Raw genomic sequence first — 17295 nt, forward strand, 5'->3', positions numbered from 1 at the left:
GTGTAGGAGCGGGCCTCGCCCGCGAAGGGCCGGGCGGGAGTTCGGTGGCAGGCAGGCGCCTACGTGCGCAGGCGCCGATGAACCTCCGGGGCGGCCTCCAGTTCGGCGAGCTCGTCGTCCCCCGGTAAAACCGGCCGGTCGCGCTCGCGGTCGACGATACAGAGGAATCCGAGCGGCTCCTCGCCGGTGGCGTGGAACTGATGCAGGGTGTGCGGCGCGATATAGACCACATCGTGCAACGCGAGCGGCTCCACGCGGTCGCCGAGGATGACCTCGCCGCGGCCCCGGATCACCACCACCGAATGGGGGTGGGCATGGTGCTCGAGCGTCGAGTAGCCCCCGGGCTGGATCTCGAAGTAACGGGTAATGAAGTTCAGCGCGCCCTCGCCGCTGCCCTCACCAAGCAGGGTCTGACGGGTGATGTCCCGGAAATGGGTGCCCTCGCTCTTGTACTCGCGTAGCGGCACCTCCCAGCGATAGTCCCGGGAGCGGATGATCTTGCTGCGCGGTTCATCGGCCATTGCGGTGTTCCAGGGCCCGGATCAGCTGCTGGGCGGCGGCGGTGATATCCCCCCGGGCGTAGAGGCTGCCGCCGATGAGGAACAGGGTATCGTGGCCATAGCGTTGTGCCCAAGCACCCACCCGGGCGACATCCAGACCGCCGCCGGGGGTTGGCATCGCCGCACGCAGCCCGCCGAGCGGGCGGCGCAGCCGGTGATTGATCCGCTCGCAGGCGGCCCGGGAGAAACCGAAGCGGCCGCCCTGGTTGGGGTAGATGACGGCGTCCGCCCCGGCGACGCGGAATAGCTCTCCGAGCAGCAGGTCCGCGGCGATCCCGGATGTCCCGCCGATGCCATTACCGGTCAACGCCGGGTGGGCAAGCACCGCCAGGCCGAACTCGTCGCGCAGGCTCATCATCGCGTCCGGCCCCACCAGCCATGGGTTGACCAGCACGCCGACACAGCCCGCATCGCGGGCGGCCGCTGCTCGTTCCAGTAGCTTCGGCCGTGCCGCGGTGACATTGGGGAAATAGCGGCAGTGCCGGCCGGTCTCCGCGTTGGCGGCTTCCACGGCGGCCTGGCAGGCGGTGAGGCGGTCGGCGAAGGGGGAAGGGGCCTGATCGGCCAGCCCATGGTCGTCCTTGATGACATCGACCCCGCCACGAGCGAAGGCTGCACAGCGCTCCGCCAGCTCGGTCGCGGAGAGGCCGACGGGTTTCAATGCGGTGGCGAGCATCGCCCGAGTGTGCACGCCGGTGAGCCGGCGCAGCCCCGCGATCCCGTGCCCCGGTCCCCCCAGGGCCGTTAGCAGTGACTGTGGCCAGGCAAGGTCGACCAGCCGGAACCCCCGTTTCAGGGAGATATTGCCGTAGAGCACGTTCATCAGCTGCGGCCACTCCGTGCCGGTCACCGCCAGGGGGAAATCGATGGCCGCATGCCAGCGATCGCGTCCGACCGGTTCCAGCGAGTGGATCGAGCCCGTCATCCCGCGGGCCGTATCCGGGACGAGCTTCTCGGGCAGCTCCACGGTCTGCTCCAGGGCGATGTCCCGGGCCCGGGCCTCGGCGTCGCCGCCGCGGCCCGGGCGGATCTCATAGGTGGCGCGGATGTGTGTGTCGGTCAATGTTCCTATCCGATACGTGTCGGGGGCGCACCCTATGCCGCCGCGGTTGGGGACGTACAACGCCGGCCGTTCAGCCGGCATGGCCGACGGCGTCGCCGCCATGCTGACGGGCGTCGAAGATCGCTGCCTCGGCGGCGGCGATCAGGGCATCGGCGTCCCGGGCGTTCTCCGGGGCGCAGGCAACACCCACGGAGACCGTGACCGTCGCCGTTTCCCCTTCCGCCCCGGAAACGGTCAGCCCGCCAATGGCCCGGCGCAGGGCATCCGCCCGCGTGGTAGCCTCCGCCGCCGGGGTCGATGGCAGGAGCACCGCGAACCGTTCCCCGGAGTAGCGGCAACTGACGGCGGCGCGGGGCGATTGCCCGCGCAGCGTCTCACCGATGCGCACCAGCAACCGGTCGCCCACCTCCGCGCCGTGGCGGTCGTTGAACACGCTGAAGCGGTCGATGTCCAGGATGAGTAGCCCCGTGCTCGTCTCGGCGCTCGCGGCGTGGTCGAGCTCCCGGGGAAGCGCCTCCATCAGGTAGCCGCGGGTGAGTAGGCCGGTAAGGGGGTCGCGGACACTTTGTTCGCGAAGCTGACGCTGCAGCCGCATGCCGGCGAGTACCAGCCCGGCGCTGCGGGCGAGCAGCTCGCAGCGTCCCCATAGTCCGGCGGTGTCATCGTCCTCCGGCCAGACGCGAAGCTCCCCGACCAAGAGGCCGAATCCCCGTGCGGGGAACACGCGTCCCTCGCCGGTGGGGCCGGCGGAGACCCGGTTCGCGAGACGCCGGGGAGGGGTGTCCGGCAGGTCACGGCGATAGGGGCGGTTCCATTGATCCTCCGCGTCCCAGACCGCGGTCACCGCCATGGTGCCGTCCTCGCCCGCGAGGCAGAGCGCCCCCCGGCTCCCGGGCAGGAGCTGGCGCGCCGCCGAGACGATGACCTCAGAGGCGTCGGACTCGGTGGGCGCCACGGCGAGATGGCCGAGGAGGTCCAGTACCTGGTCCATGTTCAGGCGTCGCTCGGGGGTCTCGTGGCTGGCGGCACCGCCGCGCTGTTCCAGCTCGGCGACCTCCTCGGACATGCGCTCGGTCAGCGAGCTGAGCTGGCCGCGGAGGTCCTCCTGCTGGATGAGCAGCTGCCGTAACCGCTCCCCGATCTCGTCTGCGCTGCGCTTGCGCGCCATGGTCCATTCCCCGCGGCGTCGTCGCTACCCTTGGCCCCCGGCGTCCCCTGTCACGGTCCGCTGCCGTTGTCGCAGGAGCGCGAGCACATGGCCCAGAAAAGGCCACGCAACCAGGAGTTGGGTGAACACGATGGTGGATGGTTCGGCGGAGCCGCCGGCAGCCGAAGGGGCGGTACCGTGGATGCCGGTCAGACGCATTATATCGGATTCCAGCTGGGCGAGGGCCCGCGCCGGGATGGCCCCGTCGATGTGGACCACGTTCACCGCCCGTCCCCAGAAGCTGCTGGGTACGTTGGCAAGCATAAACGGCATGGCCTGCTGCTGGGTCATGTCGTTGAGATCCACCGGCAGATGCAAGGATGGTAGCGCGCTCTCCGTGGGGGTGACGATCACCTCCATGTGGTGGCAGTGCTCGGGGACCTGGACCTTGAGCTCATCGACGGCGAGGTCCCGGAGCTCGCTGTCGTTGATGCGCACGATGACATCGGCGTTGGCCTTCTGGAAGTCGATCCAGCGTTGATAATCCGCCTCGCGGCGATCCATCTCCTCGCGGGCCTGCGCCTCGGAATAGCCCCGCTGACGGGTATCCCGCTGGAGCTTCCAACGGCGCTTGACCTCGCGCTCCGGGTCCACGTACAGGCGGAAGTCCATGAAGCTGAGGAATTCCGGGTACAGGGCGTGCAGCCCCTCGACGAGGATCACCGCCGCGGGCGCAAAGCGGCGGGTGGGCCCGAACCGCCCGCTGGCGTGGTCATAGGTGGGGACCTCCACCGTCTCCCCGCGTTGCAGGGCCGCCAGGTGCTCGCGCACTAGCGGGAGGTGGTTGGCCCGGGGGTCCAGGGGGGAGCGGCCGCTGCGCCGCCGGGCGGCGCGGTCCTCCTTGTGATAGCCATCGAGGGTGAGCGTCGCCACCATGCCGGTGCCGAGCAGTCGCTCGATCCCGCGGGCATAGGTGGACTTGCCGCTGCCGCTGTCGCCGGCGACGGCCACCATAACGGGGCGATCGGCGGCGGCAAGCAGCGCCTGCAGATCGCCGTCCCCGCTGCCGGCGTAGCTGCCGGGCGTCTCCGGGGTGTGTGCCATGGTTCGGCTCTCCGCTTGGCCGCAGACCGCGGATGGGTGGTTACGGCGTAATTGTGCGCCGCATCCCCGCCTTGTCAAACCGCAGGAAGTTGGTGGGGCGAACGGCTTTCGGCTACCATCCCGCCGTCATGAGCATGCCGGTGGTAAGAACCCGTTTCGCCCCCAGCCCGACCGGGGCGATGCACCTGGGCAACGTCCGGGCGGCGCTGTTCAGTGCCCTGCTGGCCTGGCAGTGCGGTGGCCGGTTCCTGTTGCGCTTTGAGGACAGTGACGCGGCGCGGAGCAGCACGGCCGCCGAGCGTTCCCTCCTTGAGGGCCTGCGCTGGCTCGGCCTGCGCTGGGATGAGGGCCCGGGGCAGGAGCGCCCCGAGGGCGGTGCTCGCCAGTCGGAACGTGGCGGGGTCTACGACGCACTGTATCGCCGCCTCCGGGAGGGCGGTCATGCATATCCCTGCTTCTGCAGCGAGGCGACCCTGGAGCGTAACCGCCGCGCCCAGCGGGCCGCGGGACGGGCGCCCCGTTATCCTGGTACCTGTGCGGGGATCGATCCGGCGGAGGCGCAGCGCCGGTTGGCCGCGGGTGAGCCGGCGAGCCTGCGTTTCCGGGTGGCCCCCGCCCGGGAGTTGGCATTCGCCGATATGGTCCGCGGCGAGCAGCGCTTTCTCACCGATGACATCGGCGACTTCGTGATCCGCCGTGCCGATGGCACACCGGCGTTCCTGTTTTGCAACGCAGTCGATGATGCGCTGATGGGGGTCTCCCATGTCCTCCGTGGCGAGGACCACGTGGCCAATACCCCGCGGCAGCTCCTGCTTCTCGAGGCCCTGGGTCTCGAGGCGCCGTACTATGGGCACCTGCCGCTGATCCTCGGCGACGATGGTGCGCCGCTCTCCAAGCGCAATGGCAGCCGTAGCCTCGTGGAGCTGGAGGAGGCCGGTTACCTGCCGACGGCGATATTGAACTACCTCTTCCGGCTCGGGCACCACACCACCAGCGAGGAGTTGCTGTCCCTGTCGGGGATGACCGAGGCCTTTTCCGTGGAGCGTCTCAGCCGGGCACCGGCGCGCTTCGATGCGGGACAGCTGGCACACTGGCAGCGCCAGGCCGTTGCCCGTGTCGATGTCGGTGTGCTGGAGGCCTGGCTAGCCGGTGACGATCGTGTCCCCGCAGACGCTCGGATGGCCTTCCTGGAGCTGGTCCGGCCGAACGTCAGCTTCCCGGAGGATGTGCAGGAATGGGCGGGGCGGCTCTTCGGTGAACCGTTCGTGGAGTCGCCGCAGGTGCTTCGCGAGGCGGGCCCGGAGTTCTTCGATGCCGCCACGGCGGCCCTCGATGCCGTGGGCAGCGACTGGCCCGCCCTCACGGCCGCGCTGCGCGAACGCACCGGATGCAAGGGCAAGGCGCTGTTCCTGCCCCTGCGCGTGGCGCTTACCGGGGTGACCTCGGGGCCCGCCCTCGGCGAGGCCCTGGCGCTCATGGGATCCGGGCGCGCGCGCCAGCGACTGGAGGCGGCGGCGCGGGTCGCCGCCTCCGGTAACGCGTGAACCCATCAGGAAGGTAACGATGCTGCAGATTTACAACAGCCTGACCCGCCGCAAGGAGACCTTCGAGCCCATGGAGCCGGGCAATGTCCGCATCTACGTCTGCGGCATGACCGTCTACGATTACTGCCACCTCGGCCATGCTCGGGCGATGGTGGTCTTCGACACGGTGGTGCGTCACCTTCGCCGGCTCGGCTTCGACGTGCGCTATGTTCGCAACATCACCGATGTAGACGACAAGATCATCCGCCGGGCCGCGGAGAGCGGGGAGTCGCCGGAGGCGCTGACCGCGCGTTTCACCGCGGCGATGCACGAGGATGCCGACGCCCTGGGCTGCCTGCGTCCGGATCGGGAGCCCCGGGCCACGGCGCACATGGATGCCATCATCGCCATGATCGAGCGGCTGCTCGAGCGCGGCTATGCCTACGTGGCGGATAACGGGGATGTCTACTACGCCGTCGAGCGCTTTCCGGAGTACGGCAAGCTCTCCGGCGAGCGCCTGGAGGACTTGCGCGCCGGGGCCCGCATCGAGCCGGGGGAGGCCAAGCGCGACCCGGCCGATTTCGCGCTGTGGAAGGCGGCGCAACCCGGTGAGCCCAGCTGGGTTTCGCCCTGGGGGCAGGGACGGCCGGGCTGGCACATCGAGTGCTCGGCCATGTCCACCGAGGCCCTGGGGCCGCACTTCGATATCCATGGCGGCGGGTTGGACCTCAAGTTCCCACACCACGAGAACGAGATCGCCCAGTCCGAGGCCGCCTGTGGCGAGACCTTCGTCAACTACTGGATGCATAACGGCCACGTCCGCATCGACGATGAGAAGATGTCCAAATCCCTCGGTAACTTCTTCACCGTCCGCGATATCCTGGCCGAGCACCCGCCGGAGGTGGTGCGTCACTTCCTGCTTACCAGTCACTACCGAAGCCCGCTGAACTACACCGGAGAGTCCCTGGAGGCCTCGGCCGCGGCCCTGGAGCGGCTCTACCGCTCGTTGCGCGGCCTGCCGGATGCCGAGCCGGTGGATCCGGAGGACTGGCGCGCGCGCTTCGATGCGGCGATGAATGATGACTTCAATACGCCGGAGGCACTGGCGGTGCTCTTCGAGCTGGCCCGGGTGGTCAACCGCGCCCGCGAGGCCGGGGAGCGGGACGCGGCGGGCCTCGGCGCGCTGCTGCGCGAGCTGGGTGCCGATCTGGGGCTGCTCCGGGACGATCCCGAGGCATTCCTAAAGGGCAGCCCTGCGGGCGGGCCGGACGACGCCGAGGTCGAGCGGCTCATCGCTGAGCGTGCCGAGGCTCGTCGCAATCGGGAGTTCGCCCGTGCCGATGCTATCCGCGAGCAGCTGCAGTCCCAGGGGGTGGTCATCGAGGACAGCCCGGAAGGTACTACCTGGCGCCGGGCACGCTAGGTCGGGGGCTCAGTGCTCCGGCGTCCCGGGCGGCTGGATGCGGGCGAGTTTCACCCGATTGCCCTGGGTCTGGATGATGGTCACCGGGTAGCCGTGCAGCTGGAAGCTGGTGCCCGGTTCGGGGATGGTTTCGAGTTGTTCGAGGATCAGACCGTTCAGGGTCTTGGGGCCGGTGGTGGGGATCTCGCTGCCGAGGGTGCGGTTCAGCTCACGGACGCTGGCACTACCCTCGGCGAGGAAGGATCCGTCGGCCTGGGGGTGGACGTCGCGGATCATCTCCGCCGGGTCGGTGGTGAACTCGCCGACGATCTCCTCGAGCAGGTCTTCGAGGGTGATTAACCCCATGATGTCGCCGTATTCGTCCACCACCAGGGCGATGCGCCGGCGGCGAGCCTGGAAATTCATCAGCTGCACGTGTAGCGGCGTGGCCTCGGGCACGAAGTAGGGGGCATCCATTTCCGCGATCAGCGATTCGCGGGTGAGCGCGCCGTCGAGGAGGCTGGTCAGGATCCTACGGATGTGCAGTATTCCCTCGACCTCGTCCACCGCGCCCCGGTAGACGGGCATGCGGGTGTACTCGGTGTTGGCGATGTGCTCGAGGATGGTCTCCCAGTCTTGCTCCAAATCGATGCCCACGATCTCGTTGCGCGGGATCATGATGTCCTCGACGGTGGCCTTCTCCAGGTCGAGGATGTTGGTGAGCATGCGCTGATGGCGTCGCGGGATCATCGCACCCGCCTCGTTGACCACGGTGCGCAGCTCCTCGCGGCTGATGGTGGAGTCCTTGCCGTCGACAGGATGCACGCCCACCGTCCGCAGCAGGCCGTTGGCGATGAGATTGATCAGCCAGACCACCGGATAGAGTGCGCGCAGCAGCGGCGAGAGGGCATAGGACGCGGGAAAGGCAACACGCTCCGGATGGAGGGCGGCGAGGGTCTTCGGCGTGACCTCGGAGAATATCAGGATGGCCAGGGTGAGCCCGCCGGTGGCGATGGCGATGGCGCTCTCACCACCGAGGCGCAGCGCGATCACCGTCGCGATCTGGGCGGCAAGGATGTTGACCAGATTGTTGCCGATGAGGATCACGCCGATGAGCCGGTCCGGGCGCTCGAGCAGTCGTTCGGCGATGCGCGCGCCCCGTCGCCCCTCGTCGGCGAGGTGGCGGAGGCGGTACCGGTTGAGCGTCATCAGCGCCGTCTCCGAGCCGGAGAAGCACCCGGAGAGGACCAGGGAGACGGCCAGCGCGATAAACAACGCCGATAGCGGAATGCCTTCCATGCTCGCTGCCTCAGCCCGGTGGCGTGGTCATGCGCCCAGCAACAGCTCGAGCACGAACTTGCTGCCGAAGTAGCCCACGGCCAGCACCAGGAAGGCGGCCATGGTACCGCGGGCGGCGGTCTGGCCACGCCAGCCGAACCGCCAGCGACCGGCCAGCAGCACCGCGAACAGCACCCACGCGAGCATGGTGAGCACCGTCTTGTGCACCAGGTGCTGCGCAAAAAGGTCGCTGACGAACAGCCAGCCGGTGGCCAGCGAGGCGGTGAGTAGCACGAACCCCACGCGAAGCATGGTGAACAGCAGCCGTTCCATGTCCTGCAGGGCCGGCAGCAGGCGCAGGAAGCCACCGGGGTGGCGGTGACGGAGCTGGTGTTCCTGGACGGCGAGCAACAGCGACTGGGCGGCGGCGATGCCGAGGACGCTGTAGGCGAGCACGGATAGCAGCACGTGCGTATCCACCGGCGCCATGCGCGGTGTGGTCACCGCCTGGGGGACACCGAGCAGCCACTGCAGCGCTACCGTCAGCGCCACCAGCGGAAACAGTATGACCCCGAGATTCTCCAGCGGACGGCGACTGGCCGCCGTTACCAGCAGCGCGGAGATCACCCAGCCGATCAGCGAGGCGGCGTTGAACAACCGCAGATTGAGGCCGTCCGCCTGCCAGGTGGTCTTCCACACCAGTACGGCATGCAGTATTACCGCCGCGGCGGCCGTGCCCAGCGCGGCCGCTCGACTACCTCCGCCGGCGGGGAGATGCCGCCCGAGGCGCAGGGCCAGCACCACGGCGGCGACGGCGTAAAGGGCGATGACGGCGACGGGCAAAAGGGGGTGACTCATCCGCACCGGCGTGCTCGCTGAATTGCCGCCGATCATCGCATACCTCGGTTTCCGCTTCGAGTCCCAAAGGCGGCGATAGGATCGCTATAATGGGCGGCTGTTACGGACCAAAGCCGGAGCGTACGATGTTCAACAATCTCAGTGAACGGCTCGAGGGCATCTCCAAGCGGCTACGCGGCCAGGGGCGTCTCACCGAGGACAACATTCGCGACACCCTCCGAGAGGTGCGCATGGCGCTGCTCGAGGCGGACGTGGCGTTGCCGGTGGTCAAGGCCTTCGTCAACGACGTCCGCGAGCGTGCCCTTGGCGCCGAGGTGATGAAAAGCCTCTCCCCGGGCCAGGCCTTCATCAAGATCGTGCGCGACGAGCTAGTGCGGGTCATGGGCGAGGAGAATGCCGACCTCGATCTCGCCACCCGTCCCCCCGCCGTGGTGCTGGTCGCCGGCCTGCAGGGCTCGGGCAAGACCACCAGCATCGGCAAGCTCGGCCGCTGGCTCGCCGAGGACCGCAAGAAGAAGGTCCTCACCGTCTCCCTCGACGTCTACCGTCCGGCCGCCATCGATCAGCTCGAGCGCCTCGCCGGCGAGGTGGGTGTGGACTTCCAGCCCACCGCCTCCAGCGACGATCCGGTGGCGGCCGGCCAGGTGGCACTGGAACGCGCCCGCCGGGAGTATTACGACGTCCTTCTGGTGGATACTGCCGGCCGGCTCCACGTCGACGAGGAGATGATGGACGAGGTCAAGCGCGTCCACACCGCCCTCGATCCGGTGGAGACGCTGTTCGTTGTCGACAGCATGACCGGCCAGGACGCGGTCAACACCGCCCGCGCCTTCGACGAGGCGCTGCCGTTGAGCGGCGTCATCCTCACCAAGACCGACGGCGATGCCCGCGGCGGCGCCGCGCTGTCCATTCGCTATATCACCGGCAAGCCCATCAAGTTCCTCGGTGTCGGCGAGAAGACTGATGCGCTGGAGCCCTTCCACCCCGACCGCGTGGCCTCGCGAATCCTCGGCATGGGCGATGTCCTCAGTCTCGTGGAGGATGTGGAGCGCTCGGTGGATCAGCGCGAAGCCGAGAAGATGGCCGCCAAGCTCAAGAAGGGCAAGGGCTTCGACCTCGAGGACCTGCGCAGCCAGATGCAGCAGATTACCAAGATGGGTGGCATGGGCGGGCTCATGGACAAGCTCCCCGGCATGGGCAAGCTCACCGAGCAGGTCGAGAGCCAGATGGGCGAGAAGCAGGTGCGCCGCCAGATCGCCATCATCGACTCGATGACCCCGAAGGAGCGGCGCAAGCCGGAGGTCATCAACGGATCACGCAAGCGCCGCATCGCCCGCGGCTGCGGGCTGCAGGTCCAGGACGTCAATCGCCTGCTCAAGCAGCACAAGCAGATGCAGAAGATGATGAAGCAGATGAAGAAGGGCGGCATGCAGAAGATGATGCGCCAACTTGGCGCCGGAGGAGGCGGTGGGTTCCCGCCCGGCGGGGGTATGCCGCCGGGCGGCCCCTCGGGTTTCCTGCGCTGATCTGCCGCGGCGCTGGCCGCCTTTTCTATCGAGCGGGTTTCCAGTAAACTCCCGCGTTTTACTCGGTAGCCCGAAATCCGATTGCCGATTACAGGGGATTAACGTACGCGATGGTAACCATTCGTCTTGCACGTAGCGGCGCCAAGAAGCGGCCCTTCTACCACCTGATCGTGACCGAGAGCCGCAATCCGCGCGACGGGCGGTTCATCGAGCGGCTGGGCTTCTACAACCCGGTGGCCGCCGGCCAGGAGGTCCCGCTGAAGCTGGATCTCGAGCGGATCGACCACTGGCTCGAGCGCGGTGCGCGCCCGAGCGAGACCGCCGCCGGCCTTATCCGCAAGGCGCGGAAGGCGGCGGGCGCCGCGGAGGCCTGAGCATAGGCGCTCTGCGCTGCCATGGGCCGTGGCGACGATGAGGAGGTGGTCCTCGGCGAAGTCGTCGGTGTCCACGGCGTGCACGGGGCGGTGAAGGTCTTCTCCTGGACACGCCCCGTGGAGAACATATTCGAGTACCGGCAGTGGTGGCTGGTGAGCGCCGGCGCGATGCCACGGCCGCACACCCTGCTCGAGGGCTGGCGCCAGGGCAAGGGCCTTGTCGCCAGGCTCGAGGGCATCGAGGATCGGGATGCCGCGCGGGCGCTGATGGGCGCGCGGGTGACCATCCCCCGGCACGCATTGCCGGACCCGGAGTCGGGCGAGTACTACTGGCACGATCTGATCGGGCTACGGGTGGTCAACGCCGATGGGGTCTCCCTCGGCGAGGTCGAAGACCTCATCGAGACCGGTGCCCATGACGTGCTGGTGGTCAGCGGGGAAAGGGAGCGCCTGATCCCGTTCGTGCCGGGGGAGTACGTGACCCGGGTTGATCTCGCGGCGGGGTTGCTCGAGGTCGACTGGAACCCGGAAGACTGAGCGGTGCGCTTCGACGCGATCACGATCTTCCCGGAGATGTTCCGGGCGATCACGGATTTCGGGGTGACGCGGCGGGCCGTTGAGGCCGAGCTCATCCGGGTGCATACCTGGGACCCCCGGGACTATGCCACGGACCGACACCGTAGCGTCGACGATCGTCCCTACGGCGGTGGACCGGGTATGGTTATGAAGGTCGAGCCGCTACAGGGGGCGATCCGCGCGGCACGCGCGTGCGCACCGGCGGGGGCGCCATTGGTGTATCTCAGCCCCCAGGGACGGCCCCTTACCCAGGGCCGGGTGGCGGAATGGGCGGAGATGGCGGGGCTGATCCTGCTGTGCGGCCGCTACGAGGGCGTCGACGAGCGGCTCATCGAGGCCGAGGTCGACGAGGAGGTCTCAGTGGGGGACTTCGTGGTCAGCGGCGGCGAGTTGCCGGCGATGATGGTGGTCGATGCGGTGAGCCGCATGGTGCCGGGGGTGCTGGGGCATGCGGATTCCGCCATCGAGGACTCCTTTGTCGGCGGGCTGCTCGATTGCCCGCATTACACCCGGCCCGAGGAGATAGAGGGTCGGCGGGTGCCGGAGGTGCTGCTCGGTGGTAACCACCAGGCGGTGGAGCGCTGGCGGCGGAAGCAGGCCCTCGGCCGGACATGGTTGCGCCGCCCGGAGCTGCTCCCGGAAGGGGGGCTGGACGAACAGGCCCGGGCATTGCTGCAGGAATTCATCGACGAGTACCGAGGGGACTCGGAACGCTAGGGGTTGAGGTCATGAGCAACATCATCAAAGAACTTGAGCAGGAAGAGATCGAGAAGTCCGGGCGCAACGTCGCCGAGTTCGCCCCGGGCGACACCGTGCTGGTGAACGTCTGGGTCAAGGAGGGCAACCGCGAGCGCACCCAGCCCTTCGAAGGGGTGGTCATCGCCAAGCGCAACCGCGGGGTCAACTCCTCGTTCACTGTGCGCAAGACCTCTCACGGCGAGGGCGTGGAGCGCGTGTTCCCGCTGCACAGCCCGGTGATCGAGAGCATCAAGGTGCGCCGCAAGGGCGACGTTCGTCGTGCCAAGCTCTACTTCCTCCGCGAGCGCCAGGGCAAGGCCGCCCGCATCAAGGAGAAGGTCAAGAGCAAGGGCGCCAACTAGGCGGCTCAATTCGGCGATCCCTGAAGCGGCCCCGCTCCGGCGGGGCCGCTGTCGTTTCAAACCCTGTGGCCGTGCTGGCGTATGTATATTTTATACAATATCCTATCGCGACGGTTCCGGATTCGACGGGAGGCAGCAGGCGATGGGGCGTGATACCGAGTACACGGTGGTGGACATGCATACCGCTGGTGAGCCGGTGCGTATCTTCACGGGGGGATTGCCGGAGCTGGCCGGTGCGACGTTGCTGCAGCGGCGCCGTGACGCCATGAACCGGCACGACCATGTGCGCCGGCGGCTGATGCTCGAACCTCGGGGCCACGCCGACATGTATGGCGTCTGGCCCACTCGGCCCGGCCACCCCGACGCTGCCATGGCGGTGCTGTTCACCCATAACGAGGGCTACAGCACCATGTGTGGGCATGCCACTATCGCCCTGGGGCGCTATGCCGTGGATCGGGGGATCGTGCCCATGGAGGCGAGCGGGGCGTCGTTCCTGCTGGAATGCCCCTGTGGTCCCGTGGCGGTGCGCGTGGCCGCGGACGCCGCGGGCCGGCCCGGCCCCGTGAGCTTCGACAGCGTGCCGGCGTTCGCTAGCCACCTCGATGCCTCCGTGGAGGTGCCCGGCTACGGTCCCATCACCGTGGATGTGGCCTACGGCGGGGCCTTCTACGTCATCCTCCCGGTCTCACGGCTAGGGATGGCGCTTACCGATGCGCCCTATGAAGAGCTCCTCGGGCTCGCCCGGCGGGTCACCACCGCGGCGCGCTCACAGCTGGACGTGGGGCACCCGGATGCCGAGGATCTGGGCTTCCTCTACGGTACCATCCTCACCGACGATCGCCCCGGGTGGCCTGGCGAACCCAGCCGCAACGTGTGCATCTTCGGCGGTGGACAGGTGGACCGCAGCCCGACCGGGTCCGGGATCACCGCGCGCCTGGCCTTGGCCCACGCCCGGGGCGAGGCTGCGCCGGGCGAGGAGCGGGTCTTCCAGGGGATCAGTGGTGGGGAGTTCCGGGCCACCATCCGGGAGACCGGCAGCGACGGCGCCGTGGTGGTCACGGTCACTGGCCGGAGCCACTACGTCGGGGAATCCCGGTTCGTCGTCGAGGCGGGGGATCCCCTCGCCGACGGCTTTGCGGTCCCGGCCGAGCTCTGGGGGCGGGTCAGCCCTTGAGGGCCTCCCGCGGCGGGACGTAGGGATAGCCCAGCTCGTCGGCCACCGCCTTGTAGGTGACGTGGCCGCGGCAGACGTTGAGCCCGTCAAGCAGGTGCGGATCGTTCGCCAGCGCCTGGGGGAAGCCCTGGTCGGCCAGTGCCAGGGCGTAGGGCAGGGTGACGTTGTTGAGCGCCAGCGTGGAGGTCCGCGGCACCGCCCCGGGCATGTTGGCCACGCAGTAGTGGACGACGCCATCGATGGTGAAGGTGGGGGCGTCGTGGGTGGTGGGGTGGGAGGTCTCGAAACAGCCCCCCTGATCGATGGCCACGTCCACCAGCACGCTTCCGGGGCGCATCCGTGAGACCATCTCGCGGGTAACCAGTTTCGGCGTCTCCGCACCGGCGATGAGCACCGCGCCGATCACCAGGTCCGCCGCCAGCACCTGGTCTTCCACCGCCTGCCGCGACGAGTAGACGGTGGTGAGCGCCGGGCCGAAGTGTGTGGCGAGGCGGCGCAGCACGTTGACGTCCCGGTCCAGGGCGACCACGTGGGCCCCCAGACCGATGCCCATGGCAATGGCGTTTTCCCCCACCACGCCACCGCCGATGACCGTGACCCGCGCCGGCGGCACACCGGGCACACCGCCCGGGAGGATGCCGGCACCCCCGGCGGCCTTCTCCATGCAATGGGCGCCGGCCTGGATGGACATCCGGCCGGCGACCTGGGACATGGGGGCCAGCAGGGGCAGCCCGCCGTGCTCATCGGTCACGGTCTCGTAGGCGATGCACACCGCGCCGCTGTCCACGAGATCGTGGGTCTGCTCGGGGTCCGGCGCGAGGTGGAGGTAGGTGAACAGGATCTGGTCCGGGCGGAGCTGGCGACGCTCGTCGGGTTGGGGTTCCTTGATCTTGACGATGAGCTCCGCCTCGCGATAGATCCGCGAGGCCTCGTCGGCGATGGTGGCCCCCGCGCGCCGGTAGTCCTCGGCGCTGTAGCCCACGCCCTGGCCGGCGTCATGCTCGACCAGGACCTGATGGCCATGGGCGACGAATTCCCGCACGCTGTCCGGCGTGAGCCCGACGCGGTACTCGCGGTTCTTGATTTCCTTCGGTACCCCTACCAGCATGCCGTTTCCCCTTGCGGCGCCGCGTTTCCCCCGAGTGTCTCAGTAGTCGGGCAGTTCCGCATCCTTCATACCCATAAGGTAGAGGATGCCGTCCAGACCCACCGTGGAAATCGCCTGTCGGGCGCGCTGCTGGACCAGCGGCTTGGCATGGAAGGCGATGCCCAGGCCGGCGAGCTTGAGCATGGGGAGGTCGTTGGCGCCGTCGCCCACGGCCACCACTTGCTCGAGGTTGATCCCCTCCTGGCTGGCGATCTCGCTGAGCAGCTCCGCCTTGCGTGGTCCGTCCACGATGGGGCCGTCCACACGTCCGGTGAGCTTGCCGTCAACGATCTCCAACTCGTTGGCATGGACGTAGTCCAGGTTGAGCCGGCGCTGGAGGTGGTGGCCGAAGTAGGTGAAGCCACCGGAGATTACCGCGGTGCGGTAGCCGAGGAGCTGGAGGGTGCGGATCAGCCGCTCCGCGCCCTCGGTGAGGGTCAGCCGTTGGGCCACCCGCTGGAGGGTCCGCTCCGGCAACCCCTCAAGGGCCGCCACCCGCTGGCGGAGGCTCTCGCGGAAGTCGATCTCGCCGCGCATGGAGGCCTCGGTGACCCGTGCCACGGCTTCCCCCGCCCCCGCCTCGGCGGCGAGCTCGTCGATGACCTCCTGCTGGATCAGCGTCGAGTCCATGTCGAAGACGACCAGCCGGCGGTTGCGGCGGTAGAAGTTGTCCGCCTGGAAGGAGATGTCCACGCCGAGCTCCTCGGAGATCCGCACGAACCGGGCCTTCATCTCGTCCGGGTCCCGGGGCTCGCCGCGCAGCGTGAGCTCGATGCAGGCGCGGCTCTGCTCGCTCTCCTCGTGGAGGCCGCTGCGCCCGGACAGCCGCGCGATATCCTCGATGTTGAGCCCCTGGTCAGTGATGACATGGGCGATGCGTCCGATCTGCTCAGCGGTCACCCGCCGCCCGAGCAGGGTGAGCACGTAGCGCGGCGCCCCGCCGTGGGCCACCCACTGGTCGTAGTCCCCGGCCTCGATGGGGGTGAAGCGGACCTGCAGTTCCAGTTTGTGCGCCTCGAACAGCAGGTCCTTGAGCACCGGTGCGTTCCGCGACTCCTCGGGGATGCGGATCAACATCCCCAGCGCCAGGGTGTCGTGGATCACGGCCTGGCCGATATCCAGCACCCGGGCGCCATAGCCGGCGAGGATGTCCATTAGCGCGTAGGTGATTCCGGGCTTGTCCTGCCCCGAGATATTGATCAGTACGACGTCGCTCATCCAGGCGCGGTCCCCGTGTCTGCCGAAGGGCCGCCATTGTAGGACATGGGAGGAGACCTTGCCCGCGCGGGCTTGGTATTGTGGGCGCATGATCGACGCACTGGCAGGGCACCTGGCGGGTGCCGCATCGGTGGTGGCGCTGACCGGCGCCGGCGTGTCCGCGGCGAGCGGCGTGCCCACCTTCCGCGATGCCCAGACCGGCCTGTGGGCCCGCTATGACCCCATGGAGCTGGCCACGCCGGAGGCCTTCGCCCGGGACCCGCAGCTCGTGTGGTCCTGGTATGCCTGGCGGCGCTCGCTGCTCGCCCGGGTGTGGCCGAATGACGCCCACATCGCCCTTGCCGAGTGGCCCGGGCGTGTCACGGTGATCACCCAGAATGTGGACGGCCTGCACCAGCGGGCCGGGAGCAAGGCGGTCATCGAGCTCCACGGCCGGCTGGACCGGGATCGCTGCAGCGCCGTGTGCGGCACCCGCACGCCGGCCTCCGCCGCGGAATCGCCGCCGCCCTGCCCGCACTGCGGGGCGCTGATGCGACCGGACGTGGTCTGGTTCGGGGAGGCGTTGCCGGAGCAGGCGCTCGCCGATGCCCTTGCCGCCGTTCGGGGTGCGGACTGCGTGCTCAGCATCGGCACCTCCTCGCTGGTGCGCCCGGCGGCGGAACTGCCCTGGGAGGCCCTGGCGGCCGGCGTGCCCGTCGGGGAGATCAACACCGAGGCGACCCTGCTCACTGGCCAGGCCCGCTGGTCGCTGCGGGGCCGCGCCGACCAGACCCTGCCGGCGCTGGTGGCGGCGATCCGGCAACGCAGAGGGGATCACCATGAGCCATGACGACAGCGAATTCCGCCAGCGGCTGACACCGGAACAGTACCGGGTGACCCGGGAGAAGGGCACCGAGCCCGCCTTTACCGGCGAGTACCATGACTTTAAGGGCGATGGCACCTACCACTGCATCTGCTGCGGGACGCCGCTGTTCGACTCCCGGGAGAAATACGATTCCGGCAGCGGGTGGCCGAGCTTTTGGCAGCCGGCCGAGGGTGCGGAGATCGGTGAGTCCGACGACAGGAGCCTCGGCATGCATCGCACCGAGGTCCACTGCCGCCACTGCGGCGCCCACCTCGGGCATGTCTTCCCCGATGGCCCGTCGCCGACGGGCCTGCGCTACTGCATCAACTCCGCGGCCCTGGCGTTCCACGGCCGAGAGTGATCGCGGGGTGACGGCCCGGTGAACGGGTAACCCGGGCAGG

At 68.8% G+C, this 17295-nt stretch carries 18 protein-coding genes; 10 read left to right on the plus strand and 8 right to left on the minus strand.

The window, feature by feature from the left end; all coding sequences use genetic code 11:
• Nucleotides 1-59 precede the first annotated feature (59 nt).
• The 4 genes from ACQ754_RS10430 to ACQ754_RS10445 form a co-directional block, all read right to left on the minus strand.
• Complete coding sequence (locus ACQ754_RS10430; RefSeq protein WP_440996966.1) at nucleotides 60-521, minus strand: cupin domain-containing protein; 462 nt, start codon at nucleotides 519-521, stop codon at nucleotides 60-62.
• Nucleotides 511-1623: a RuBisCO large subunit C-terminal-like domain-containing protein gene (locus tag ACQ754_RS10435; protein ID WP_440996967.1), complete on the minus strand. Its 1113-nt coding sequence runs from the start codon at nucleotides 1621-1623 to the stop codon at nucleotides 511-513. Before ACQ754_RS10435 ends, ACQ754_RS10430 begins: the two co-directional genes overlap by 11 nt.
• Before the next feature lie 70 nt (nucleotides 1624-1693).
• On the minus strand, nucleotides 1694-2791 hold the full coding sequence (locus tag ACQ754_RS10440) for a GGDEF domain-containing protein (RefSeq protein ID WP_440996968.1): 1098 nt from the start codon (nucleotides 2789-2791) through the stop codon (nucleotides 1694-1696).
• Nucleotides 2792-2815: 24 nt separating this feature from the next.
• Nucleotides 2816-3874 (minus strand): phosphoribulokinase, encoded by a 1059-nt coding sequence (locus ACQ754_RS10445; RefSeq protein ID WP_440996969.1) that lies wholly within the window; start codon nucleotides 3872-3874, stop codon nucleotides 2816-2818.
• A 128-nt stretch (nucleotides 3875-4002) separates the two neighbouring features.
• Between ACQ754_RS10445 and gltX the strand changes: the two genes are divergently transcribed.
• Together gltX and cysS are read left to right on the plus strand one after the other, a co-directional pair.
• The gene (gltX, locus tag ACQ754_RS10450; protein ID WP_440997070.1) at nucleotides 4003-5418 is read left to right on the plus strand and encodes a glutamate--tRNA ligase; all 1416 of its coding nucleotides are present in this window, start codon (nucleotides 4003-4005) and stop codon (nucleotides 5416-5418) included.
• A gap of 19 nt (nucleotides 5419-5437) precedes the next feature.
• Nucleotides 5438-6820 (plus strand): cysteine--tRNA ligase, encoded by a 1383-nt coding sequence (cysS, locus tag ACQ754_RS10455; RefSeq protein ID WP_440996970.1) that lies wholly within the window; start codon nucleotides 5438-5440, stop codon nucleotides 6818-6820.
• Nucleotides 6821-6829: 9 nt separating this feature from the next.
• Here the strand turns inward: cysS and ACQ754_RS10460 are convergent, their stop codons facing one another.
• Nucleotides 6830-8098, minus strand: coding sequence for an HlyC/CorC family transporter (locus ACQ754_RS10460; protein WP_440996971.1), 1269 nt, complete (start codon nucleotides 8096-8098; stop codon nucleotides 6830-6832).
• 27 nt (nucleotides 8099-8125) lie between these two features.
• Nucleotides 8126-8971, minus strand: a complete 846-nt coding sequence (locus ACQ754_RS10465) for a cytochrome C assembly family protein (RefSeq protein WP_440996972.1) — start codon at nucleotides 8969-8971, stop codon at nucleotides 8126-8128.
• Nucleotides 8972-9060: 89 nt separating this feature from the next.
• Here ACQ754_RS10465 and ffh point away from each other — a divergent pair, with 89 nt between their 5' ends.
• From ffh to ACQ754_RS10495, 6 genes are all read left to right on the plus strand, one after another.
• Nucleotides 9061-10461, plus strand: coding sequence for a signal recognition particle protein (gene ffh / locus ACQ754_RS10470; RefSeq protein ID WP_440996973.1), 1401 nt, complete (start codon nucleotides 9061-9063; stop codon nucleotides 10459-10461).
• Nucleotides 10462-10571: 110 nt separating this feature from the next.
• The gene (rpsP, locus tag ACQ754_RS10475) at nucleotides 10572-10835 is read left to right on the plus strand and encodes a 30S ribosomal protein S16 (protein ID WP_440996974.1); all 264 of its coding nucleotides are present in this window, start codon (nucleotides 10572-10574) and stop codon (nucleotides 10833-10835) included.
• 21 nt (nucleotides 10836-10856) lie between these two features.
• Entirely contained in the window at nucleotides 10857-11372 is a 516-nt protein-coding gene (gene rimM, locus ACQ754_RS10480; RefSeq protein ID WP_440996975.1) for a ribosome maturation factor RimM, read from the plus strand.
• A gap of 3 nt (nucleotides 11373-11375) precedes the next feature.
• On the plus strand, nucleotides 11376-12128 hold the full coding sequence (gene trmD, locus ACQ754_RS10485; protein WP_440996976.1) for a tRNA (guanosine(37)-N1)-methyltransferase TrmD: 753 nt from the start codon (nucleotides 11376-11378) through the stop codon (nucleotides 12126-12128).
• Nucleotides 12129-12139: 11 nt separating this feature from the next.
• Entirely contained in the window at nucleotides 12140-12511 is a 372-nt protein-coding gene (gene rplS / locus ACQ754_RS10490) for a 50S ribosomal protein L19 (RefSeq protein ID WP_440996977.1), read from the plus strand.
• A gap of 142 nt (nucleotides 12512-12653) precedes the next feature.
• On the plus strand, nucleotides 12654-13685 hold the full coding sequence (locus ACQ754_RS10495) for a proline racemase family protein (protein WP_440996978.1): 1032 nt from the start codon (nucleotides 12654-12656) through the stop codon (nucleotides 13683-13685).
• Here ACQ754_RS10495 and ald read toward each other — a convergent pair.
• Both ald and serB read right to left on the minus strand, forming a co-directional pair.
• Nucleotides 13675-14793 carry an alanine dehydrogenase gene (gene ald / locus ACQ754_RS10500; protein ID WP_440996979.1) on the minus strand — a complete coding sequence of 373 codons (1119 nt, stop codon included), beginning with the start codon at nucleotides 14791-14793 and terminating at the stop codon, nucleotides 13675-13677. The genes ACQ754_RS10495 and ald overlap by 11 nt on opposite strands.
• Nucleotides 14794-14832: 39 nt before the next feature.
• Nucleotides 14833-16050, minus strand: coding sequence for a phosphoserine phosphatase SerB (gene serB / locus ACQ754_RS10505; protein ID WP_440996980.1), 1218 nt, complete (start codon nucleotides 16048-16050; stop codon nucleotides 14833-14835).
• Nucleotides 16051-16138: 88 nt separating this feature from the next.
• On the opposite strand from serB, the gene ACQ754_RS10510 reads away from it, so the two are divergent.
• Together ACQ754_RS10510 and msrB are read left to right on the plus strand one after the other, a co-directional pair.
• Nucleotides 16139-16879, plus strand: a complete 741-nt coding sequence (locus ACQ754_RS10510; RefSeq protein ID WP_440996981.1) for an SIR2 family NAD-dependent protein deacylase — start codon at nucleotides 16139-16141, stop codon at nucleotides 16877-16879.
• Nucleotides 16869-17255: a peptide-methionine (R)-S-oxide reductase MsrB gene (msrB, locus tag ACQ754_RS10515; RefSeq protein WP_440996982.1), complete on the plus strand. Its 387-nt coding sequence runs from the start codon at nucleotides 16869-16871 to the stop codon at nucleotides 17253-17255. Before ACQ754_RS10510 ends, msrB begins: the two co-directional genes overlap by 11 nt.
• Nucleotides 17256-17295 lie beyond the last annotated feature (40 nt).

The sequence above is a fragment of the Arhodomonas sp. SL1 genome, assembly GCF_052060015.1.
In the GTDB taxonomy this organism is placed as follows: Bacteria; Pseudomonadota; Gammaproteobacteria; order Nitrococcales; family Nitrococcaceae; genus Arhodomonas.